Annotated in this window: 15 protein-coding genes and 1 pseudogene; 5 read left to right on the top strand and 11 right to left on the bottom strand. The window is 65.6% G+C overall.

Annotation, left to right across the window (positions count from 1 at the left end):
* Nucleotides 1-4: 4 nt before the first annotated feature.
* The 6 genes from ACWF82_RS22945 to ACWF82_RS22920 all read right to left on the bottom strand — a co-directional run bounded on the left by ACWF82_RS22945 (nucleotide 5) and on the right by ACWF82_RS22920 (nucleotide 12,283).
* Entirely contained in the window at nucleotides 5-6,250 is a 6,246-nt protein-coding gene (locus tag ACWF82_RS22945) for a type I polyketide synthase (RefSeq protein ID WP_452504147.1), read from the bottom strand.
* Between the two features lie 72 nt (nucleotides 6,251-6,322).
* Nucleotides 6,323-7,372: a 2OG-Fe(II) oxygenase family protein gene (locus ACWF82_RS22940; RefSeq protein ID WP_452504145.1), complete on the bottom strand. Its 1,050-nt coding sequence runs from the start codon at nucleotides 7,370-7,372 to the stop codon at nucleotides 6,323-6,325.
* Between the two features lie 79 nt (nucleotides 7,373-7,451).
* The gene (locus ACWF82_RS22935) at nucleotides 7,452-8,456 is read right to left on the bottom strand and encodes a 2OG-Fe(II) oxygenase family protein (RefSeq protein WP_452504144.1); all 1,005 of its coding nucleotides are present in this window, start codon (nucleotides 8,454-8,456) and stop codon (nucleotides 7,452-7,454) included.
* Nucleotides 8,457-9,949: 1,493 nt separating this feature from the next.
* Nucleotides 9,950-10,783: an LLM class F420-dependent oxidoreductase gene (locus ACWF82_RS22930; RefSeq protein WP_452504142.1), complete on the bottom strand. Its 834-nt coding sequence runs from the start codon at nucleotides 10,781-10,783 to the stop codon at nucleotides 9,950-9,952.
* 232 nt (nucleotides 10,784-11,015) lie between these two features.
* Nucleotides 11,016-11,516: a hypothetical protein gene (locus ACWF82_RS22925; protein WP_452504140.1), complete on the bottom strand. Its 501-nt coding sequence runs from the start codon at nucleotides 11,514-11,516 to the stop codon at nucleotides 11,016-11,018.
* A 215-nt stretch (nucleotides 11,517-11,731) separates the two neighbouring features.
* Entirely contained in the window at nucleotides 11,732-12,283 is a 552-nt protein-coding gene (locus tag ACWF82_RS22920) for a mycothiol-dependent nitroreductase Rv2466c family protein (protein ID WP_452504138.1), read from the bottom strand.
* A 445-nt stretch (nucleotides 12,284-12,728) separates the two neighbouring features.
* Between ACWF82_RS22920 and ACWF82_RS22915 the strand changes: the two genes are divergently transcribed.
* Nucleotides 12,729-12,878 (top strand): hypothetical protein, encoded by a 150-nt coding sequence (locus tag ACWF82_RS22915; protein WP_452504136.1) that lies wholly within the window; start codon nucleotides 12,729-12,731, stop codon nucleotides 12,876-12,878.
* Nucleotides 12,879-13,003: 125 nt separating this feature from the next.
* Here the strand turns inward: ACWF82_RS22915 and ACWF82_RS22910 are convergent, their stop codons facing one another.
* Both ACWF82_RS22910 and ACWF82_RS22905 read right to left on the bottom strand, forming a co-directional pair.
* Nucleotides 13,004-14,005 (bottom strand): NAD(P)/FAD-dependent oxidoreductase, encoded by a 1,002-nt coding sequence (locus ACWF82_RS22910; RefSeq protein WP_452504134.1) that lies wholly within the window; start codon nucleotides 14,003-14,005, stop codon nucleotides 13,004-13,006.
* A gap of 64 nt (nucleotides 14,006-14,069) precedes the next feature.
* Nucleotides 14,070-17,579 (bottom strand): type I polyketide synthase, encoded by a 3,510-nt coding sequence (locus ACWF82_RS22905; protein ID WP_452504132.1) that lies wholly within the window; start codon nucleotides 17,577-17,579, stop codon nucleotides 14,070-14,072.
* A gap of 305 nt (nucleotides 17,580-17,884) precedes the next feature.
* Here ACWF82_RS22905 and ACWF82_RS22900 point away from each other — a divergent pair, with 305 nt between their 5' ends.
* Both ACWF82_RS22900 and ACWF82_RS22895 read left to right on the top strand, forming a co-directional pair.
* Nucleotides 17,885-18,508, top strand: a complete 624-nt coding sequence (locus ACWF82_RS22900; protein ID WP_452504130.1) for a TetR/AcrR family transcriptional regulator — start codon at nucleotides 17,885-17,887, stop codon at nucleotides 18,506-18,508.
* Nucleotides 18,509-18,624: 116 nt separating this feature from the next.
* A pseudogene (locus ACWF82_RS22895) lies at nucleotides 18,625-18,753 on the top strand (MspA family porin); the annotation flags it as partial.
* 166 nt (nucleotides 18,754-18,919) lie between these two features.
* On the opposite strand, the gene ACWF82_RS22890 reads toward ACWF82_RS22895, so the two are convergent.
* A complete protein-coding gene (locus ACWF82_RS22890) occupies nucleotides 18,920-19,483 on the bottom strand; it encodes a hypothetical protein (RefSeq protein ID WP_452504264.1) in 564 nt (187 codons plus the stop codon).
* A 125-nt stretch (nucleotides 19,484-19,608) separates the two neighbouring features.
* On the opposite strand from ACWF82_RS22890, the gene ACWF82_RS22885 reads away from it, so the two are divergent.
* A complete protein-coding gene (locus tag ACWF82_RS22885) occupies nucleotides 19,609-20,493 on the top strand; it encodes a helix-turn-helix domain-containing protein (RefSeq protein WP_452504128.1) in 885 nt (294 codons plus the stop codon).
* Nucleotides 20,494-20,498: 5 nt separating this feature from the next.
* Entirely contained in the window at nucleotides 20,499-20,909 is a 411-nt protein-coding gene (locus ACWF82_RS22880; RefSeq protein WP_452504126.1) for a VOC family protein, read from the top strand.
* A 151-nt stretch (nucleotides 20,910-21,060) separates the two neighbouring features.
* Here ACWF82_RS22880 and ACWF82_RS22875 read toward each other — a convergent pair whose 3' ends face one another.
* Together ACWF82_RS22875 and ACWF82_RS22870 are read right to left on the bottom strand one after the other, a co-directional pair.
* The gene (locus ACWF82_RS22875; protein ID WP_452504124.1) at nucleotides 21,061-22,317 is read right to left on the bottom strand and encodes a tetratricopeptide repeat protein; all 1,257 of its coding nucleotides are present in this window, start codon (nucleotides 22,315-22,317) and stop codon (nucleotides 21,061-21,063) included.
* A gap of 227 nt (nucleotides 22,318-22,544) precedes the next feature.
* Nucleotides 22,545-22,803 (bottom strand): hypothetical protein (locus ACWF82_RS22870; RefSeq protein WP_452504122.1); only part of this gene is annotated, 259 nt, incomplete at its 5' end.

Genomic DNA, 22,803 nt, shown 5'->3' with positions numbered 1-22,803 from the left:
CCGCCTACGGGAAGTCGAGGGGTCGGGAGCCGCTGTCTCGGTCGAGAACCTCGTTGATATAGACGGCGAGGCGGGTCGGGGTCGGATGGTCAAGGATGCCTGCGACCGTGAGCCGGACGCCGGTGGCGCTGCTGAGGCGAGTGCGCAGCTCGATATTGGACAGCGAGTCGAACCCGGCGTCTCGAAAGGTCCGATCCGCGGCGAGGGCGTCGGGATCCTGGTGTCCCAGCACGACAGCGGCGTGGGTACGAATCAAGGTTGTCAGTGCCTTGACCCGTTCGCTGGGTCGCAAGCCCAGAAGTTTCGGTCGGGGGAAGTCTTCTGTCGCGGAGCCGGACCCTTCGCTGACAGGTGAAGGAGTGTGGTGCCGAGGCAGTTCGACCAGGACCGCAGCCGACGGCGTATCGGGGTCGACGGGCGAGAGCGCCGTCGCGGCGAGAAGGGGCTCATCCTGCTCCAGGGCCATGTCGAAGACGTCCAGCGCGCCGGCCGTGTCGAGTGGGACAAGACCTTGCCGGGCAAGACGTGCCAGGTCGGTGTCGTCGAGGTGGGCGGTGAGCGCGCTGGATTGCCGCCACAGTCCCCACTCGATGGATGTGGCAGGCAGGCCGATGCTGTGCCGGTGGTAAGCCAGCGCATCGAGGAAGGCGTTCGCTGCCGCGTAGTTCGCTTGTCCGGCCGTGCCGACCACGTTGGCGATGGACGAGTACAGCACGAACGCGCGCAGATTCATGTCCGCGGTGAGCTCATGGAGATGTCGAGCGGCGATCGCTTTGGGCGCCAGAACCCGCTGGAGCCGGTCGGGGGTGAGGTCGGTGAACAGGCAATCGTCCAAGATCCCGGCGGCGTGAACGACAGCGCCGAGTGGGTGGCGAGGCGAGATAGTTCGGATCACCGAGGACAGGGCGACGCGGTCTGCGACATCGCAGGCCGCCAGGGTGATCTGCGCACCCATTTCACCGAGTTCAGCTGCCAGTTCCCGGGCCTCGGCAGCCTCGTCGCCCTGGCGACTGACAAGGAGGAGGTGGCGGCAACCGTGCGCGGTGACGAGATGACGCGCGAGCAATCGGCCCAGGCTTCCCGTCCCTCCGGTGATCAGGACTGTCTCTTCGGGTGCGAGGGCGGTGGGCTGAGTCAGGACGAGTTTGCCCGTGCTGTGCCCCTGGCTGAGGTGTCGCAACACTTCCCTCGCGTGACCGATGTTCCAGGTTCGGACGGGCAGAGGGCTCAGCAGACCGTCGGCGAACAGCGACTGGAGATGGCCGAGAACGACTTCCACACGAGACATCGGAAGGACCGCGATATTGACGCAATCGTAGGTGATTTCGGGGTGTTCGGCGGTGACAGTGGCTGGATCCCTGAGGTCGGTCCTGCCCATCTCGAGGTAGATCCCGCCGGGCCGGAGAAGCCGTAGCGAGGCGTCCACCGCTTCGCCTGCGAGGCTGCCGAGGACGACATCCACACCGGTGGAACCCGTGACCTCGGTGAATTGCTGTTCGAATTCGAGGGTGCGGGAGTCGGCGATGCGTTCTCGCGGGACCCCCATCTTCTCGACGATCCCCTGCTTGGAAAGGCTTGCGGTCGCGTAGATCTCGGCGCCGAGCATGGCGGCGATCTGGACAGCGGCCATGCCGACTCCCCCCGCCGCCGAATGGATCAGGACCCGCATGCCCGGTTTCACCTCGGCGAGCTCGACGAGCGCGTGGTAGGCCGTGAGGAACACGATGGGCGCGCCTGCGGCCTGAGCACCGCTCCAGTGCGCGGGCACGGTGAGGACGGCACGTCGGTCGACGACGACGACGGGTCCGTAAGCCCCCGGCCTCGCGCCCGCATGCAGCACGACCGCGGCGACCCGAGCGCCGGGCTCTACGTCGCCGACCTGCGCGCCGACCTCCACCACGTCGCCGGCCACTTCGAAACCGAGTGCGGGTTCGTCGAGCATGCCGAGCGCCACCAGAGGATCACGGAAGTTCACGCCGGTGGCCAGCACGCAGATGCGCACCTGGCCCGGTTCGAGCGGCACCGTGAGGTCGGGTGCCGGTGCGGCCGTGACACTGTCCAAGGTCTTGTCCCGACCTGGCACCAGCCGCCAGGGTTGCTCGATCGCAGGGGGTCGGAGAAGGCCTTCGGCCGCGGGAGCGAGGCGTGGGACCAGCGCCCTCGCGCCGCGCAGAGCTACCTGCGGATGGTCGGTGCCGATCGCACCCATCAGCAACCGGTGATCGACCGGGCCCGCGTCGAGATCGATCAATCGCACACGGCCCGGATGCTCGCTCGAGACCGAGCGCATCATGCCTGCGCATGCCGCGCCGAGAGCGTCCGGGGCGCTCCCCGCGATGCTCGCGGAGTGGGCGCGGCGAGTGACGCAGACGATCAGCGTCTTGTGGAGCAGCTCGTCGCACAGAAGTGTCTGCGCATCGACCATCGAGCGGAAGAGGTGTTCCCGCAGTGCGGTTTCTTCCGGCAACTCGTCGCCCTGTGTCGTGGAACGAAGATCGAGCAGGACGACCTCCGGAACGTCTCGCCCGTGCCGCAGCGCGAGAGACAACGAGCGGGCATCGGGGTGAACGTCGCTCCCTGGAAGGTCACGATGTGAGCCGACAACCACCCATCGCGCACAATCCCTTTCGCCGCCGGCGTCCACATCCACTGGCCGCCAACGGAATCGGAACGCATGGCGAGCGCCGGTGGCGAGCATTCCGCGCAATCCACGTTTCGTCACCGGACGCAGGAGCAGATCCCGGAAGTCCGCGACGGGGTTTCCATCAGGGTCGGTGACCCGGACATGGTGGCGGTCCTGTCCGGCCGGGCTTATCGTGGCCCGCAGATCGCCGGTCCGCCGCGGCAGTATCCGCGCGGATCCGATGGAGTACGGCAGTATCGTGCTCTGCTCGGTTCCGGTCAGCAGTAGGCCGTGCAGGATCGAGTCGACAAGAGCGGGATGAACACCGAAGCCTTCGGCGCGCGCGGCATGGTGCTGCGCCAGATGGACTTCGACGTACAGCGTGCCGTCTTTGCTCCAAGCGGCGGTGAGGTTCTGGAAGGCGCCACCGTAGTCGTAACCTCTGTCCCACAGCGCGCGATAGCATCCATCCACAGAGAGGCTATGACTGCCCAAGGGAGGCCAAACCTGTTTCTGTGGAACGTCTTCGATTTCCACGGCGACCGTGTCGGCGGTTGTCGCCTCGCCGTGGCAGCGCCATGGCCCCTTGTCCCCACGATCACGGGAGTGCAGGGTCAACCGTCGGCGTCCGTCCTGTCCCACCGGGCCGCACATCACCTGGATATCGACTGCGGTATCGGTCAGCGGCAAAGGAGAACTCAGGACCAGGTCCTGCACCCCGCTTCCCCCCGCCCGCACAGCGCACCAGGTGAGAATTTCGACCGTTACAGTGGCGGGAACGATGACCCGGTCGAATACCTTGTGGTCAGCCAGCCACGAGTGTTCTTTCAGATCGAGGTGACCCACACACACCATGCCGCCGTCGGAAAGGTCGGTGGTGGCGGTGATCAGCGGGTGGTCTGCGATGTCGAACGATCCCTCTCGCCTATTCCGTGACGTACTGGTCGGCGGTAGCCAATAGGACCGACGTTGCAGCGCATACGTGGGCAGGTCGACCTCGCGGGCACCGGGATACAGTGCCTCCCAATCCACCTCGGCGCCCTGGGCATGCGCGTCGGCCACAGCGGCGACAAAGTCCTCACCTCCTCCTCGCCCGCGCTGCAGCGTGCCGGTGACCCCGGCGTCGATGTCGAGCATCGATGCGATCTCGGCGATCGCGCCGGTCAGGACGGGGTGCGGAGATACCTCGACGAATTGCCGATATCCCGCGGTCAGCGCACGGCGTATCGCCTCGTCGAAATACACAGTCCGGCGCAGGTTCTCGAACCAGTACGCGGCGTCCAGGCTGGTCGAATCGATGATCTCGCCGGTGGTCGAGGAAATGATGGGCAGCCGGGCCGCACGCGAGGGGATTGGGCCGAGATCGGCGAGGATACGATCGCGCAGTACCTCCATATGCCGACTGTGGGAAGCGTAATCCACGGGCAGCAGCCGACCTTCGACACCACGTTGTTCGCACTGCTGCAGAAACTCCGTCATCGCGTCGGCATCGCCGGCAACCACCGTGGCCGACGGTCCATTGACCACCGCCACCTCGAGCCGGCCGTTCCACCGGCACAGCGATTCCCTGGTGCGCTCGGCGGGCATCACCACCGACGCCATGGCTCCTCGCCGGTCGACGACCCGGAGCGCGGCGCTGCGCAGCGCCACTACACGAGCGGCCTCGTCGAGTGTGAGGGCTCCGGCGATATGAGCTGCGGCGATCTCACCTTGACTGTGCCCGATGACGGCGGCGGGCCTGACCCCGAAACTCTGCCACAATTCGGCCAGCGACACATACATCGCGAACAGCAGCGGCTGGATCACCTCGGCCCGCTCGACCTGTGCACTCCGTTCCCCACGCAACACCGCGACGACGTCGAAGTCGACGTAGGGCCTCAGCGCCTCGGCGCAGCGTGACATCGACCGAGCGAAAACGGGCGAGTCGGTGAGCAGCCGCTCGCCCATCCCGACCCATTGCGACCCTTGACCGGGAAAGACGAAAACGGGGCCGGGGCCGTGCCGCACCTTCCCCACAGCAACGCCGAGCGGAGCCGGAATCGCCTCCGTGGCGAACGCGTCGAGCTTCCCGACCAGTTCCTCTTTCCCACCTCCGGTGACAACAGCTCGATGCGTCAGAGCGCTGCGCGTGGTGCCGAGCGACCAGCTGAGATCCACCTCCGAGAGGCCCCCATGGCTGCGCACGTGCGCGGCCAGCGCCGCGGCCTGTGCGACGAGAGCGGACGGCGACGCCGCGTACAGCGACCACATCGGTAGTTGCGTGCGCAGTGGAGAAGGCTCACACCCGGGCGTGGGCCGATAGCCGACAGCGGCGGGCTCTGGCGCTTCTTCGAGGATGACGTGGGCGTTGGTGCCGGTGATCCCGTACGACAGGACGCCTGCCCGACGCGGTTGTGTCGTACGCGGCCAGGGACGGGACTGCTGCAGCAGCCGCATCCCGCCCGTCGACCAGTCCACACCGGCGATGGGGTTCTCCACATGCAGTGTGGCGGGCAATCGCTCGTGCTGGAGCGCCAGCACCATTTTGACCAAGCCCGCGAGTCCGGCGGCGGCGAGTGTGTGGCCGATGTTCGATTTGACCGAACCCACCCACAAAGGGTCGTCCGCGGAATGGTGTTGTGCGTAACTGGTCTGCAGAGTCGCGGCCTCGGTGGTGTCGCCGAGGGGCGTTCCTGGGCCGTGCGCTTCGATCGCACCGATGTGCTGGGGAAGCAACCCGGCGTCGTCGAGGGCGGCGGCGATCACGGCCTGCTGCGCACGCCCGTTCGGCGCCTGCAGAGTGGCACTTGCTCCGTCCTCGTTGACGGCGCTGCCGCGGATCACCGCCAGCACCGGCTTGCCGAGGAGCTGGGCTCGCTCCAACGGCATCAAGATCAACGACGCGACCCCCTCCGCCGGCGCGAATCCGTTGCCGTCGGCGGAGAATCCGCGGGAGTAGCCATCCACCGACAGGACCCTGTGCCGTGAGTATCGTGCCAGCATCGACGGATCGGAGATCGCGGTAGCGCCGCCGACGATCGTGACATCGCACTCACCGGAGCGGAGTGCTCGAACCGCCAGGTGCACGGCTACCAGAGCTGACGAGCAGGCTGTATCCACTGTGATGGCAGGGCCGTTGAGGCCGAGGGCATAGGCGATCCTGCCCGAGGTCGCACTCAGCATCGTCCCCATCAGCAGATGCCGCTCCAGGCCGGGAATTCTCGAGCCCGCCAGGCCGTAATAGCTGTCGGTCGCTCCGACATACACGCCGGAGTGGACGTTACTCAGCGACCGTGGGCTCAGGCGCGCACGTTCCAGCGCCAGCCAAGAACTTTCCAGCAGCATCCGTTGTTGCGGATCCATCGTGGTGGCCTCACGCGGGCCTATTCCGAACAGGCTCGCATCGAAGTCGCCGAGGTCGCGCAGAAAGCCACCCCGCTGGATGTACGTGGACCCTTCGACGGCCGGGTCCTCGTTGTACACACGGCCGAGGTCCCACCCACGTTCGGTGGGGAGGCCGGAGGAAACATGTCGCCCTTCGGAAAGAAGCTTCCAATATTCGTCCGGATCATCGGCGCCGGGGAAACGACAGTCCATGCCTACGATCGCAATCAATCCACCCGGCCCGGAGTCTCTGTGGTCAATCATGGCACCATTCATTTCTCGCGTTCAGGCACAGCGTGGCAGACCGGATGTCAGGAAGAATCTCGCTCGGAGCATCTAGTCGTCGTAGTCCACGTATTTGCCTGCCAGCTTCGCCATGAAGTCCTTGGCGCCGATGGGGCCGTACTTCGGTGTGCGGCCGGGCCATACCTCGAGAACTGAATTCTCCCGGGGCAGAACGAGGTAGGGAACAGAGATCCGGGATACCGCCCGATGGGCCGGATCCCGAGGCGCGCACACCCGATGCGAACACGAACGGAAGCGATCGTTGCTGACCATTTGGAGCCAGTCGCCGCTGTTCAAGATCATGGACCCGTGCGGGGCGGTGACCCTGCTCCAGGTTTTGCGCTGCGGGTGGAAGACCTGCAGCCCTTCGATCGGGTTGGCGGGCAGCAAGGTGATGAGGCCATAGTCTTCGTGGGTCATGAAGCGACCCGTGTTCTCGGTATCACTCGCACGGCCCTCGAGCGCCGGGTAGTGGTTGATCCTCAGTACGCCGTTCGGTGGTGAAAGTTCCTCGTCGTAGATCGAAGGATCGATGTTCAGATGCTCGAGCAGGGCCCGGACGAGCGGCAGCGTCAGTTCCTCGCACGCCCGCCAATACGGCCTCAGACCGGTTTCGAACTTCTCCTCCGGCCAGAAGGTCAGCGCTTTGTCGTGATCCTCACCGGGCACACGGAAGGAATCGCGAAAGAACTCCCATGCTTCCACGGCATTCGGCCGTGTCGGTGTCCACTCTTGAACCGCGAAGTACCCGCGGCGGAACGCCCCGCCGTACACGTAGTCGGTCGCGGCGAACTTCAGCTTCTGTTCCTCGGGAACCGAGGTGAACAGTTCCAGAGCGCACGCGTCGGTGTCCTGGAGCGAGTCGATATCGATCCCATGGTTGACCAGGATCGCCAGCCCGGTATCCTCCATGGCGCGACCGAGCATATCGACGAAGCGTTTTCGCGCGGCCGAGTCGCCCTGCAGGTCGGACATATCACAGATCGGCGGTTCGAAACTGTCGTCGAACACGTCGTCGGGGCTTTGCTCGAGCGAATAATCGAGGTCTTTCTCCACTACCCCGAACTTGCCGAGCGCTTCATTGGAATTGCTGGAACCCACGTTGTCACCTCTGAATGAATCCGAGCCGTCGACGGACGACTGCATTTGCATACGGCATCGATCCGACGCACAGCAGACTTCAGCGATCCAGATACCTGGCAGCCAGCCTCGTCATGAAATCCCGGCCACTGATTGGCTGATACTTCGGATCGAAGCCCGGCAGAACTTCCACGATCGACGTCTCGTGCGGGTGTACGACATAGGGAATGGTGAGGCGGGGCACGGCCCGCTGGGCGCGGTCGCGAGGGACGCTGACGCGATGGGTGCAGGAATGGTAGCGATCGTTGCTGATCATTTTCAGCCAGTCGCCGCTGTTCAGGACGAAGGACCCGGCCGGCGCGCGGAGCCTGCTCCACGTCTTGTGTCGCGGGTGGTAGAGCTGCAGGCCCTCTACCGGGGTAGCGGGCAACAGCGTGATCAGCCCGTAGTCCTCGTGGGCGATGACTCGGCCCGTGTTCCCGGCATCCGCAACGGCATCGTCGATCGGCGGGTAGTGGTTGAACCTCAGCACGCTGTTCGGTGGAGACAGTTCTTCGTCGTACAAGGACGGGTCGACGCCCAGATATCGGAACATGGCGTGCACAAGCGGAAGCAACATCCGCTCACAAGCCTGCCAGTAGGGTCGCAGCGCCACTTCGAAACGCTCACCCGGCCAGAAGGTGAGAGCCTTTTCCGGGTCTTCGCCCGGAATACGGAAAGCCGCTTTGTCGAGTTCCCACGCTTCTACCGAATTCGGCAGTGAAGGCGTACTTTCCTGGAGTGGGATGTACCCCATTTGCAGCGGCTCGCCGAATGTGCAGTCCGTCGCGATGTGCCTCATCTTTTCTTCGATGGGTGTCGAAGTGAACATCTGCAGTGCCGCGTCGGCGGCCTCGGGCAGGACCGTTTCGGCACCATGGTTGATCAAGATAGCCAGTCCGACGTCCGCCATGGCCGCCCCGAGTCGGTCGATAAAGCGACTCTGCGCCGTCGCATCGCCGGCGAGGTCCGCCATGTCGCACACTTGCGGCTCGAAGCTGTCGTCGAATACGTCATCGGGATTTTCGACGAGCGAATATTCCAGACGGTCGAGATCATTCTCCACCACGGCGAATTCTGTGTGCTCTACATCGGATCTGTTTGCACTCACACTGCCCCCTACAAGATATTCGATCAGATGTCCGGGCAGAGTTCCACTCGGGTGACTGGAAAGATTGCGAAGGTCGAATAAGGGTGGAACTGCTGGGTAAACCAAGGTTGCCTCACCACTGATGCGCTGTCAATAGTCGCCGGAGAAGCGGCAAGACGCAGAAAATTTGCTCGCCCCGAAGCTATATTTCAGCAATCCGACCAGACAGTCGGTCAAATTCTCGCGTCGACATGTCATTCCTGTTTCACAGATCTACGCAGTCCGACAATCGCAATGAGCGCGCGGAAGATTACGAATGCCGCCGGCGCGGAACTATTCCACCGGCAGCGGAAATCGTGGCAACGACCGTGACCTACCGATCCCATGACATTTCGCAACGAGCGGCCCGCGCGACGTCATGGAGCCGCTCCCCTACCGTGGTCGGCTCGACTCGCGTCCATCACATGACGGCCCGCCGAGCACCAGTCTACGGTGATTCACGTTGAGGCAGTGGACATTTCGAGCATTTCGACAGCGCTTCCGCACGGGATGCCCCAGTCACAGTCGCTTCCGCGCCTATACGGTCCCGGTAGCGAGGTATGCCAAGCTTCGGCCCGGCTACCGCGCCCGCCTGTCACCAAACACGTTGTCCGCACACAGCTTCCGTGTCACAATCGGTTCTGCTGTAGGAATGGTGCCCGCCGGTGGCCACGCCACGCTCGACGAGCAGCTCACCAGCTTCGCCGGAGGCCGCGAACGCATTCCGCTCGGCCTCGAGTCCGGCACATCGACATGAACAAATCGCCGACGCCGCGCGGCCCGGCGACGGGGCCGTCGGGAGGCCGAAGTTCATCAGTCCCGTGAACAGATGCCCAGTCGGCCCCCGCGTCGTCGGCAAGCGACGGTCACCACGTAGTAGGGACCAGCGCAATGAAGCGGACGCCGGAGCAGCCCGCACCCCACCCCGAATAGGAGCACAGCACCATGAGTGACCCCGCCGGCACCGTCGCAACCACCGTCTTCCTGGGAATACCGTTGGGGCAGAGGATCACCCGTGACGCCTGGGCTGATATCCCAGAGCAACCCCGGGCCCGGGTCGCTGTCCGCGGGCCTTCCGGCTTCGCGGCTGTGCCCGGAGCCCTGGCCGTCACCGCCCCCGCCAGCTTCGGCGGTCCAGTATGACCGACGAGCTCCGGCGCACGCCGGTGTTGACGGTGACGACCCCAGCGGCCTTGGCATGGACCCCACACGCCCTGGTTTGGGCATGGACGGTCGTTCGGCGGTGGCTGCGACCGTGAAATGTGAGCCGAAGCCGCATGGTTCGGCAACCAATTCAGCTCAGTGAGTCCGAACTCCAGCATGTTCAGCAGGGTTCAGCGGGTCGAGGATTCCCGGGCGGCGGCGGTTGCGGCGTAGGGCGCCAACGTCGTACGCAACCCGGGTCGCCGGATCGAGCGGAGTCCGTCATCTCACCGTGCGAGGGGCAGCACTGTCGCCAGGGTGCGCAGGGCCGCGAGGTAGTCCTCGTTCAAGACCTGGATCGCGACGTGGCCTGCCCCCGCGGACAAGTGCTCGGCCAACCCCGCAGCGACCCTGCCGGGTTCACCATGGAGCGCGAGCACGTCGATGAGCCGATCACTGCCCGGAGTCGCCAGGTCCTCCTCGGTGAAGCCGAGCCGGCGCAGATTGCTGACATAGTTCACCAACCCCAGATACATCGGGACCATCTGCCGGGCGACAGCTCGTGCCCGGTCGGGGTCACCGTCGAGGACCACCTTCTGCTCCGCGACAACAAGCGCGTCCGCACCGACGATCTCGTGGGCGATCCGGGTGTGCTCCGGCGGGGCGAGATAAGGCAGCGCACCGGCGGTCCGGTCGCGTGCCAGTTCCAGCACTCGCGGCCCGAGTGCCGCCAGCGCCCTGGCATCCTTCGGCACCCCCGCCGCGTCGAGTTCGTCCAGATAGCGCACCAGGGCGTCATACGGCTTGATCGCCTCAGCACCGTTGGCCTCGCGATGACCGACTCCGATGCCGAGCAGGAACCGACCGGGAAACCTCTGTTCGATCCGGTGGAAGGACTCCGCCACCTCATCGGCCCGCGCTGTCCAGATGTTGACGATGCTGGTTCCGACGATCAGCGATTCCGTCGACTCCAGCAGCGATTCGGCGGCCGACAGATCCGCCGGCGGCGAACCACCCAACCACAGCGCCCCGAATCCCAGCTCTTCGATCTCCCGCGCGGCCTGCGGGGTGAGCCCCATGTATCCGCGCCACACACCGTATTCTCCGACAACCTTTGTCATGCCGGACGCAACCGTCTGCCCACCCGTCCTATTCCCAGCCGGATATCTTGTCGGTGAGTGGGACCTGCTGCGAACGACCACGAGCGTGGAGCGACCACGCCTGTCTCACCGCGAGAAGGCATCCCGAGTCCAACACTCGATCGCCGCAGCCGAAGAAGGCGCTTGCAGGCGAGCGGCCAAGGCACTCGAGCAGAGCCCGAACATGATGGTGGTATCGGTCGCCCGTGCTTTCCTAACGTCGATCCTTTTTTGCTTGACGTCGAGCTCCAGCCGCGATGGTCGAGGCTTCGTATTTCTTGCGACCGGACGACTCTCGGGTGGTATCGACGCGTATCTTCCCTGAAGACCGCACCTTTCCGTCACCGGTGTCGATATCGCTGAACGAGGGGGCATCGTCGCGGGCCAGGGCCAACCGTTCCTCTTTCAACCGGAGGGCACTGTGCCGAGACGCCGCGGCCAGCTGCCGGCTGACTCGACTGAGAGCATTCTCGAAGACCTCCGCCTTGCCCGCATTGCGTATGTTCGCTGCCTTGCCGGATCCGCGTGCACCTTTGGATTCGACTTTGGTGGCGCCGGCCCTCCGGTACAGCTTGACGTACTTGTTGCGAGCACGCCGGATGCGGGTATGCAGCGCGATCAGGTCATCCTCGTCGAGGTCCACGATCTGAGCCTTCTTGGTTTCACGGATCAGCACGTACTCGTCCTCGGACAGGGAGTTCAGAATCTTCTTCATGTCGAATCCAATCCATCGAGTGCTCACCGAATACTCCATGGTAATGGCAGAGTGGAGGCCAACTGTTCCGGTGCAGGTCCGGCCCGGGTTTCACCGTAGACCGCTGCCATCAACGCCTCACGATCCATGGGACAGTCGCGAGAACGACGATCGCGGCCCAGATAATCCGCAGGACGAGACCCCCGCCGGACCGTCGCCCGTCACGCTGAGCTGGCTCAGTCGACGCTTGCCGTAGCGCGATCGAATGTGGGCATCTCGGTTCTGGCACGCTGGTACTCGTAGATGTACGGGTAGGTGGCGAGGGCACGGATCGCTTCGTACAGGGCGACCGATTTCGGGGCGTCGGGAACGCGCGAGATGGCTGGACCGAAGAAGCAATTGCCATTGATGCGGATGGTCGGCGCGCCCGCCGTAGTGTCCGGGTCATCCGACCGCGCACGGTGCGAGGTCGCGATATGCGTGTCGTGGTGGGGGGTGTCGGCGTGTACCACGAGACCTGGGTCGAGGTCGCAGGCACGCAACGCCGTAGTCAGGATGTCGATCGATGTACCAGGAGTCTTGTCCTCGTGCAGGCTCGTGCCGAGAGCGTTGTAGACCGCGCGCAGGGCGGCCTGCCCGTGGTGTGACTCCACCGCAGCCAGCACGCGCAGGTAAGGCCAGGAGTTGTCGACGATCGCCCGGACCGGCGGCGGGAGCTGTTTGCCGTCGTTGAGCAGAGCCAGGCTCATGATGTGGAAACTGAGTTCGATGTCGTGTTCGGATTCCACGACGGCTCCACACGGTCGCCGTCGGTAGATGCTGGACAAGCGGGCAGAGGGCAGGCAGGGTGGCGACCGCTCGCAGGCACAGGTCGGCGCCGATGATCTCGTCGGTGAATTCGGCCGGTAGGCGACTCGCCAGCAGCAGAGTGGCTGGAAGTGTGAACGCCCAGTCCGGAATTCGCGGATCAGCGGCCAGGCGGGAGGTCGACTCGGCGTAGTCGGACAAGCGCATGGTCCGCATCAGCGAGAGATAGGCCTCGCCGCGCGAGTGACGCGCGCGACCCGCGCCGACGTCGGTCGCGTAGAGGTCCAGAGTGCGCAGCGCGAAGTCGTCCTCGCAGGTACCCGAACAGGTCAGCCATTGCAGCCATGCTCCCGCCATCGAGGCGAGCGGAGCGCAGACGAGAACTGCGCGCCGCACGAGTACCTGGGCCACGGCTTCGTCGTCGCGATGCTGATCGAACAACTCCTGGTGGCGGGCGGCGGCGCGGCGTGTCCATCTCTGGGTGTGTTCGATCAGCTCGTCGGGGCGCACCCCGAGCTCGTCACCGTCGATGGCCAGCAAGGTGTGCAGCTGCGCGGTCAGGATGTGGCGCGGTAGCTGCCGCTCGGGGTCCACCGCGAGCCGGTATGCCCCGCGGGCGTCTAGGACTTCGTGCTCGGGATCGGTCGGCGCGGCCGTCGGTTCGGTTCTGAAGGTGTGCATGATCCTGTCCTCACTGCCGGTCACAGACCGTGGCGGCGGTCACCGAGCACGAGTTCGCTGACGCGTCGCTCCATCGAGGCCGAGAACGCGGTCTCGCGCTGTCGGGCGCCCGCGACGGCCCGATCGATCTCGGCGGCAAGCAGGTGATGGTTGATCGCCACGGCCGCCATGTATGCGCTGCCGGCCGCGCTGATGATCTGGGCGGGTGAATCGACGACATTGCCCGCCGCCCACACCCCCGGGACACTCGTGGCACCAGTGGGGTCAGTCCGTACCCAGCCATTGTCGGCGCGTTCGCATCCCAGATCTTCGAGCATCGCGTCACGTGGGAGGAACCGGGGGCCGACGAACACGACCGAGCGCGGGATCGTCCTGCCGTCGGTCAGGACGACGCCGGTGACGCGGTCCTCGTCCACGGCGATGTGGTCGACGCGGCCGTCGATGATCTGCACGCCGAACGCCGACAAGCGCTCACGCTCACCGTCGTCGAGCACGATCGTGTCCGGGAAGAAGATCACGTCGCTCGACCATCGGCGAACCAGGCCGGCCTGGTGGATGGAGAACGGACGATTCTCGCCGCCCAGTACCGCGAACGGCTGCTCGGCGACTTCGTAGCCGTGACAGTACGGACAGTGCAGGACATCGCGGCCCCAACGCTGTGCGACACCCGGCACCGTCGGCAGTTCGTCGCGCAGGCCGGTGGCGACCAGGACGGTGTCGGTGTTGACGCGCTCACCGTCGGCGAGGGTGACAGTGAAAGTGCCGCCGTCCTGGCGGTCGACCGCCTCGACGGTGCCGCTGCGGATCTGGCCACCGTACGACAGAACCTCTTCGCGGCCGATCCGCAGCAGCTCGCCAGGCTGCATTCCGTCACGCGACAGGTAGGCGTGCAGGTGGGCGGCCGCGGCGTTGCGGGGCCGGCCGGCGTCGAGCACCAGTACACGGCGGCGGGCGCGGGCGAGAACCAACGCTGCCTGCAGGCCCGCCGACCCCGCACCGATTATCACTACCTCGAAGCTCATGTCGATGTTCCTTCAGTGTCAGGGGTTGGCGACGACCCGCGGGCGCGGGTCATCGGGCCGCACGTCAGCGCGGTGCGGAGAGAGGTCGGCGCGGTGGCGGGCGCAGCTGCGCCCGAGCGTCGGTGTTGTCTGCCTGTGCGGCCCACCGCGAGAGAGTGACCAGGTCGGGGTCATCGGGGATTCCCGGCGTGGCCACCGCGACGATCCCGTCGTAGATCCGGCCTTCGTACCCGTCGACGGTGACGGTGCGTCCGAGCAGGCCGGTGCTCGCGGCTGACCCGCAACCGACGACGCAGGGGACACCGAGATCGCGGCACACCACCGCGGCATGGGAAGTGACGCCGCCGTGGTCGGTCACCACCGCGGCGGCCCTGGCCATGACGGGAACGTCCTCGGGGGCGGTCGTCGGGCGGGCCAGAACGAAAGCGGTGGCCGTGTCGTCGCTGGAGGGTTCCTCGGCGGAGACAGTGCCGACGCCTATACCGGGCCCGGCCGGCAGCCCGCGTGCGAGGACGGTGGCCGTACGCGCCGCGGCCGGGTCGAGGCGGGGTCGCAGGAATGTGCCGATATCGGCGTCGGTGACGCGGTCGAGTGCCTCGACGGGTTCGATCACGCCTTCCTCGGCCAGGCGCACCGCGTGCCGGATCCTGGCTTCGGCCGACCGGGTGGCGGCGCGGGCCTGCAACAACCACAGTTGGCCCGCGTCGACAGTGAACTCGATGTCCTGAACGTCGCGCTCGGTCTGCTCGAGCATCGCGCCGGCAGCGATCAGTTGCCGATGAACCGCGGGCATGGCCTCGGCCAATTCGGTCAGTGGGCGAGCGTAGACCACCGGCGGTATCGGGCGGGTGCCTGCCACGATTGCGGTAGTGGCGTCCGGGGGAATTGCGGTTTCTACGACATGAGCTCGACGGATGAACGGCATTCGCGTAGTGCGCCGGAAGATCTCATGGTCCCAGGCGTAGGTAGGCAGATCGGTGACCGGCTCGCAGTCCGCGAAGTGGGACGCCCAGTCCACCTGCGCGCCGACCGCGAACAATCGCCCGAGTGTGGCTGCCATCGCCAGTCGCGTGTTCTGGTCCCGTACGAGAGTGGCCACGGCGGCGGGCACGGCGCCTTTCTCTTTCTGGGTCTCGCGGACTGCACTCACCAGCAGCGGGTGCGGTCCCAATTCGACGAAGACACAGTCTTCCTCGTCATCCAGCAGGCGCTGGATCGTCTCGCGCAACAGAACGGGCTTCCGCAGGTTCTCGGCCCAGTAGCTTGCTCGTAGCTCTGTTCCGTTCACCGGCTCGGCTGTGACGGTCGAGCGCAACGCGATCGTCGCGGTCGCCGGTCGTAGTTCTCGGAGGCGGTGCTTCAACTCGGCGAGCAGAACGTCGGTTTGGCGCGAGTGCGAGGCCACCTCCACCTCGACTGGGCGAGTGAATATTCCGACCCGGTCGAGGCTGGCGGCCAGGAACGTGATCTCCTCCGGTGAACCGGCCAATACCGTCGAGGTCGGCGCGTTGCAGGCAGCGATATCTACGCGCGACGCGCATGCCGCGACCAGATCAGCGGCGTCCTCGGCACCGACGCCGACGACGAGCATCCCGCCCTCGCCTGCGATTGTGCCGAGCAGCGTGCTCCGGACCCCGATCACCCGCGCGGCGTCCTCGGGCGACAACGCACCCGCGACAGTCGCCGCGGCCACTTCGCCCATACTGTGGCCGATGCAATAGTCGGGATGCACACCCCAGGAACGGAGTAACGCTGCGAGCGCGACCTGCACGGTCCAGACGGCCGGTTGCACGCGCTCGGTCGCTGTACTGGGCTGCTCGACGGTGAGGTGGTCACGAACCGACCATCCGAACTGTTCCCGGAACGCTTGATCGCAGCAGTCGATGGCAGCGGCGAATTCCGGTTCGGTGGTGAGCAGGTCGCCGGCCGCGCCCGGCCACAGAGGTCCCTGGCCGGAACAGAGAAAGACGATTTTGGGACGACGGTCACTCGCTTGGCCGAAACCTCCACGGCGAGTGGGTATCTCTCCGGCGAGGTCGGTCAGCGTCCGGGCGAGGTCGGCGTGATCCGTGCCGATGACCCACGCACGATAGCGATGATGGTCACGGCGCCGGGCGGCAGCAGCGCAGATAGTGTCCAGCCGACGCGATAGGCCGGGGCCCTCCAGATACGCTGCGTAGCGCAGGATCAGTCGCGAGAGCGCCCCTCGCGAGCGAGCCGACAGCACCAGTACCACCGGACGACCCGTCAGCTCCGTCCGATCGTTGGTCGGCGGGGATGGGGGCCCTTCGAGGACGACATGCGCGTTGGTGCCGGTGATGCCGAACGAACTCACACCCACCACCGGCACCTCCCGGAGCGGACGTAACGGGCGGCGGTCCGTTACCACTTCAACCGGCACGCCATCGAGAACCGGATTCGCCGTCGTGCAGTGCAGAGAGGCGGGCACAGTGCGATGCCCGGCGACCAGGACCGCCTTGATGAATCCCGCGATGCCCGCAGCGGCCTCGGTGTGCCCGATATTCGTCTTGACCGAACCAACCGGTAGGGGCGGCCCGGACCCGCGGTCGGCGAACACCTCGGCGAGCGCGCGCAACTCCACACCGTCGCCGACACTGGTTCCGGTCCCGTGAGCTTCGACGTAATCGAAATCCGCCGGTGTAATACAGGCATCCACGCAGGCTTGCCGGATCATCGCCACTTGGCCCTCAACCGCGGGATGGAGCAACAGACCACTGCCCCGACCGTCGTTGTTGACTACGCTCGAGCGCAGCACAGCCAGAACCGGATCGCCAGCGGCCCTGGCGTCGACGACGCGCTCGAGTACCGCGACGCCCACCCCTTCGCTGCGAACGAAACCATCTGCGTCCGCATCCCCGAAACGGCATCGACCAGACGTTGACAACATGCCGGCCTGCGAGTACACGACCGCGTCGGTAGGCGTGTTGATGAAGTTTGCTCCTGCCGCGATCGCGAGGTCGCATTCGCCGGCGAGCAGGCTCTGGCGAGCCAGATGGACCGCGACCAGCGAGGACGAACATGCCGTGTCAACGGTCACGCTCGGCCCGCGCAGGTCCAAGGCATAGGACAGTCGTCCTGCTGCCGCCGCACGCAGCCGGGCGCCAGTCGCGTCCCGGATGCCGACCGGCTCCGCCCCCGCCTCGGCGTACTCGGAGGTCGCGATGCCGACATACACCGCCACGCGTCGGCCGGCCAAGCTCGACGGTGCGATCCCGGCGCTCTCCAGAGCCTCCCAAGCGACTTCCAGAAGCAACCGCTGTTGCGGATCCACGGCGCGCGCTTCGACCGGGGCGATCCCGAAAAACGAAGCGTCGAAGCCGAACCCGCTGGAGACGAATCCGCCGAACCGTGACACCGTCCGTCCGGGCGTGCCGGCCTCCGGGTGATACACCGCGTCGATGTCGAACCGATCCGCGGGTACATCGGTCACCGCATCGCCGCCGGTGACCAGCAGGTTCCAGAATTCCGAGACGCTGTCCGCGCCGGGGAAGCGTGCCCCCAGCCCGACGACAGCAACACCCCCTCCGGGCGGCGGGCACAAACCTCTTACCACCAATGATCCCCTCCATCATTGCTACCGAGCAGCGGCCGCCCGGTTTCATCCGAAAGTGTACCAGCGTCCAACTTCGAATCGGTCAAGAGATTTGATCACTCGGATCTCAACACCGCCGATCAGCACGCAACCCGGCCGAAACTCGACCTTCCGACCGAATCCGGCCTGCTGGAATACTTTCCGTCTGCCAGATGACTCGCGATGCACCTGACCGGAAGCCACCAACAGCGGCATGCATTCGATGGACTATGGTCCAATAAAACATCCGGACGCACCTCGGGATCCGGACTTTACCGAGAGGCCCCATGCAACGCGACATCGTCCAGGACGCCCCGGCACCGGGTCGACGGGAGCGCACCAAACAGCGCACCCGGGCCCGGATCTACGAAGCGGCCATCGCCTTGTTCGTCGAGAAGGGGTACGACAAGACCACTATCGACGACATCATCGGCCGTGCCGACGTCGGCCGGGGGACGTTCTTCAACCACTTCCAACGGAAAGAAGATTTGATCACCGAGTGGGCAGATGTCCGGCGACGAATCATGATCGATCGGCTCGAACTGACAGCCGGCCTGGAAGGCACCGACACCGCCACCCTTCTGCATCTGTGCGTCGCCATCCTCGCCAAGGTCAACGAGGAACAACGCGAACAGGCCGCGACGATGCTGACGGCGTGGGTGAAGACCGGCAGCCCCTTGTGGGAGGCACCCTATACCGCAGCGGTGTTCGTCGACATCCTGCGCGTCGGGCAGCAGCGCGGCGACATCGCCCAGGCGTTCGACCCCGAACTGCTCGGCAACGTCCTCCGCGACTTGTACCTCGGAGCGCTGTTCCGCTGGGTCCGCAACAGCAGTCCCAGGGGTGAACTCGGCCCCGAACTCCGTGGCATCGTCGGTGCGCTGCTCTCGGGCATCGCGGCGCAAGCCTGAGTACTCCGTCCCTTCCCCGTGCCATGCAGCTTCGAATCCTCCACCGGCACTTGAATCTCGGTGGAGCGGGTGCCGGTATCAGCGTTGGCTGAACGCCTCGAAGTCCGGTCGAACGAGTGCTGCAGGGAGGGTTGCCGACCACCGTCTGGGCCGATCAGACGATCGACCTGACTGGTCGCGGCGGCTATGCCCAAGCCAGGGCCTTTGCCAGTGTCGAGATCGTCACGAGCTGCGTGACGCTGTGGGGCCAGCCCTTCAGAGACGGCGCCAGCTCGGCTCGAAGCCAATCGGTAGAGACGAAACACGGGCTGTGCCACGGAAGCGATACCGCCCGCCGGCGTGCTGTTTGTGTCCAGAAGGAGCCATGCTCGCTGCCCAAGATGTCGAGCTACGAAGGCGTCTTCGCTTGTGCTACAAGTCGGTTGCTATCGTTTCGTTCGCCGCACCGTCGGCGGCCACGCCGTCGGGACGGGCAGCACCCTCCTGAGCGGTGCAGGCTTCGCCCACCTGCTGTGGCGGGAAGGACGACGACACTTCTTCGATGCGGCCGGAGTCGCTCACCAGGAAGATCGACCGGCCGACCGGAAGGTCGAGGAACGACATCGGATCGCTGCCCTCGTCCTCGACCGGTGCGTACACGCTCCATCCGGCGTCGTGCCGATCCGCGGTGAGTCCCTCGGTGGGATAATCGAGCCCTCGCGAGCGGATCCAGGCCGCAACCGATGAAATTGCCTGCGCCGCATTCACCTTTCGTTCTTGTTCAGCTTCGATGACGTCGGCCAGAGCGGAGCGCTCGGCCTGTTGACGTGCCAGCAACTGGGCGCTGAACACAGTCCACGCCGCGTCTTGATCGGGCGTCATCTGAGCATCGTGGACCTCGGACTCGATAGTCGGATGAAGGTCGAGGAACTGGTTGAACAGCACACCCATTTCCCTGCTGTGCTTGCGGTTGAGCTCGATCCGTCGCGGGTCCATGGCCACTCCTCTTCGTCACCGTCGTACAGAGCCGACTGGTCGAAAGCTACCGACGCCACCACGGAGGGCGTTGTGTCGATGCGCGCACCACCGGTGTCGGCGCCGGCATCATGTAGCTTCGCTGCATGTCGGCTACGCGCGCACCGGCAGTGGTGAACCACCAGTCTCCGTTGGGGCGTTGGACGCAGGTGGTGCGCTGCCCTCACCACTCTCTGGCATCCTTCGTGCGGTCACTGGAAGGTTTCGACGAGACCACTCCTGGAAGGGTCCGTCGGGTCGAACCCGCGGCGGCCGAGGCGGTGCTCATCTTCGGCATCGGTCAGCCTGTCTTCGTCGGGGCCGACCGCGCGGGCGGTGGAGAGGAGATGTCGTCCTTTTTCGTGCCGCTGAGGAGCCGGCCATTGCGGGTGGAGTCCACCGGGTCGCAGGCCGGCGTGCAGGTGAACCTGACCCCTCTGGGAGCCCGAACGCTGCTGGGAGCGCCTCTGAGTGAGGTCGCCGCGGCCACCGAGATGTCGGACCTGTTTGCAGGCGAGCTCGCGAACCTGCCGGAGGAGCTCGGTGGGGCACGCTCGTGGCCCGCCAGGCTCGACCTCGTCGAGCGTGTCCTCGGATCCAGGATCGAATCAGCCAGGACCGTCGCGGCTCCACTCGCCGAGTCATGGCGATGCCTAGCCAACGGACAGGTGTCTGTCAGCGATGTGGCCGACGCGGTTGGTTGGAGCCGTCAGCATCTGCATCGGCAATGTCGGCGCGAGTTCGGCCACGGGCCCCAGACCTTGGCGCGGCTGCTCCGTTTCCGCCGGGCGATCACTCTGCTGGACCGGCTTCCGTTGGGCGATGTGGCTGCGGTATGTGGCTACACCGACCAGGCGCATCTGACCCGGGAGTTCCGGACGTTCGCGGGCAGCAGTCCGCGGCGGCTGCTCGCCGCGCACCTTCCGGATTCGGGCGGGATCGCGGACGTGACATCGGTACAAGACGAGGATGCGTCCAGCGGAGCAGAGTGACGGCCATGACTGAACAACTGCCCAGCCCCACGGCGATCGCGATGCTGTACTACGACGACATCCCGGCCGCGCACGAGTGGCTCTCTCGCGTCTTCGGATTCGAGACCACGGCGCAGCACCACGGCCCAGACGGCGTCGTCTTCAGCGCTGAGATGAGTTTCGGGGCCAGCCGCATCATGCTGCTGGGGGGCGGCGAAGACGCATCCCTGGGGATGCGAAGCCCCCGCAACGCCGGCGCGATGACCGGTGGCGTCTACGTGACGCTCGACGACGTCGACCGGCACTACGAGCACAGCGTCCAGACTGGCGCGACGATCGTGATGCCGATCCAGGACATGGACTACGGCTCACGCGAATACGGTGCACTCGACTGCGAGGGCCACTACTGGAGCTTCGGCAGCTACCGACCCGCCTGATCAATCCCGTACTACCGACGTCGGCCCGTGCCTCGTCTGGGGTACTAGGCCGCGTCTCCCAATGGACGAAATCGACGAAATGTACCGCGCTCGAACTGGAACCGGCTGCGGCCGCGGCGGCGCATGAGCCAGTAGAGTTTTCGCATGTCGATCAGAGCGTGAACCGTCGATGCCGCCGTTTGAAAACCCACCGGATCGTGTGCGCTACCCATACGCTAGCCAGCGCAGCCAACATCACATAGACGGGGGACGCGCCGAGCTCGTCTGGGCTTGCTGGTATCACCGCGATGCCCAACAAGGTTGCCAACGCCGCCACGAGGAGGACGGTCCAACAACCGAGGATACGTCGCGCGGGTTGGATGGGGGTGGCAAGGGTCTCCTGGATCGGGGTGACGAGTGCGAGCGTCGCCAACCCCGCGGTGGCGATCCCGGTCTCGGGGTGGTTGTACGCGATGCCCCCGACCAGCATCACCGCGCCGCCGGCAAGAGCAAGAATGCTGAGCCACGCGGCGTGAAGGTCGTCGCCGCGCAGTATCTGACGATGCTCGGTGTCGCGGGACAGCCGCCAGGTAAGGAGGGCGCCGACTGTCCACTGCACCCAGCAGATCGCCCACATAAAGCCCCAGTGGAGAATCGTCGAAAGCGGAGCTATCGCCTCACCCATGTTTTCTTCCAGCAGCCATACCACGCTGCGATAGACAGGGTTTCGTCGTTTCAGCGCCTCGACGAGCTGCTGTCGTGCCACGTCCATGGACGGATCGAGGCGCAGCGCTTCCTGGAAGGCACTGATGGCGTTGTCGATATCGCGGGTCGCCATGGCGGCGTATCCGTAGGCGAAATGCGCGAGCGGGTCTTCCGGATCCAGTCGCACGGCCTGCTCGGCACTGGCCATTGCGCCTGCCGCTCCGGTGATTTCGGAGAGCGCCATCGTCATGAGGCTGGCGAGCTCGCTGTTGTGTGGGTCGTGGGTCAGCCCCTCCCTGGCGGCCTGGGCGGACAGCCGCCACTCCTCCCTGGCCAAATGTATCCTTGCCAGCAACGTCCAAATCGCAGGAACTCTCGGATCGAAGTACTGTGCGGCGCGCGCCGCGCGTAGCGCGTCGTCCTTGCGGTGTGCTCCGTGCAGGACGGTGCCCGCGACGTAGTGCGGGTACCACCAATGTGGCGCAAGCCGGATCGCCTCCTTCGCCTCTGCAAGCGCCGCGGCGTGCTCGTTCTGCCTTGATAGGGCGATCGCCAGAACTGCGTGCGGCTCGACGTGCTGGGGCTCGCGTATCAGGGCGACGCGCAGTGCATGTTCGGCCGCTTTGGGCCTGCCCCGATGCAGCAGCGTTCGAGCGCGCCTGACGATCAGATCAACGGGGTCGCGGTGTTCGAGCGAATCTCGCGTCAAGTCTCCGGATGCCATTTCCACCCTCACTCGATATCTCGACTGCTGCCATATTGCCCGCGGAAGCGAGAGCCCGTGTCGACGTCGTCGGTCATATGGGGACCACTTTCACAGCGGGCTGTTCAGTCTGGTGGGAGACGACACCTTTCGCTCCCACCAGGATCGGCGAATCAACCGAGCCCTATCTCTACCGGCTCCCCAAGTCCAAGCAACATCGATTCGCCAGCCATTACTTTCGACAACGACTATCGCTGGTGGTACAGGCTGTAGTTGCCGCTGCCGGTCTTGTCGTGCGCGCCGCCGGCCGGGCATTTCGGGTTCGGCCGACCGCCGAAGAACAATCCCTGGCACTTGTTGCACCAACGCCAGTCACTCTGTTGACTGGGGGATCCCCCGGCGTTGTGCCAGAGGCTGTAGTTGCCGCTGCCGGTCTTGTCGTGCGCGCCGCCGGCCGGGCATTTCGGGTTCGGCCGACCGCCGAAGAACAATCCCTGGCACTTGTTT

It is taken from the genome of Nocardia sp. NPDC055053 (assembly GCF_053608285.1).
The sequence above is the reverse complement of the archived record's forward strand: the minus strand, read 5'-3'. Positions and strand labels throughout refer to the sequence as shown.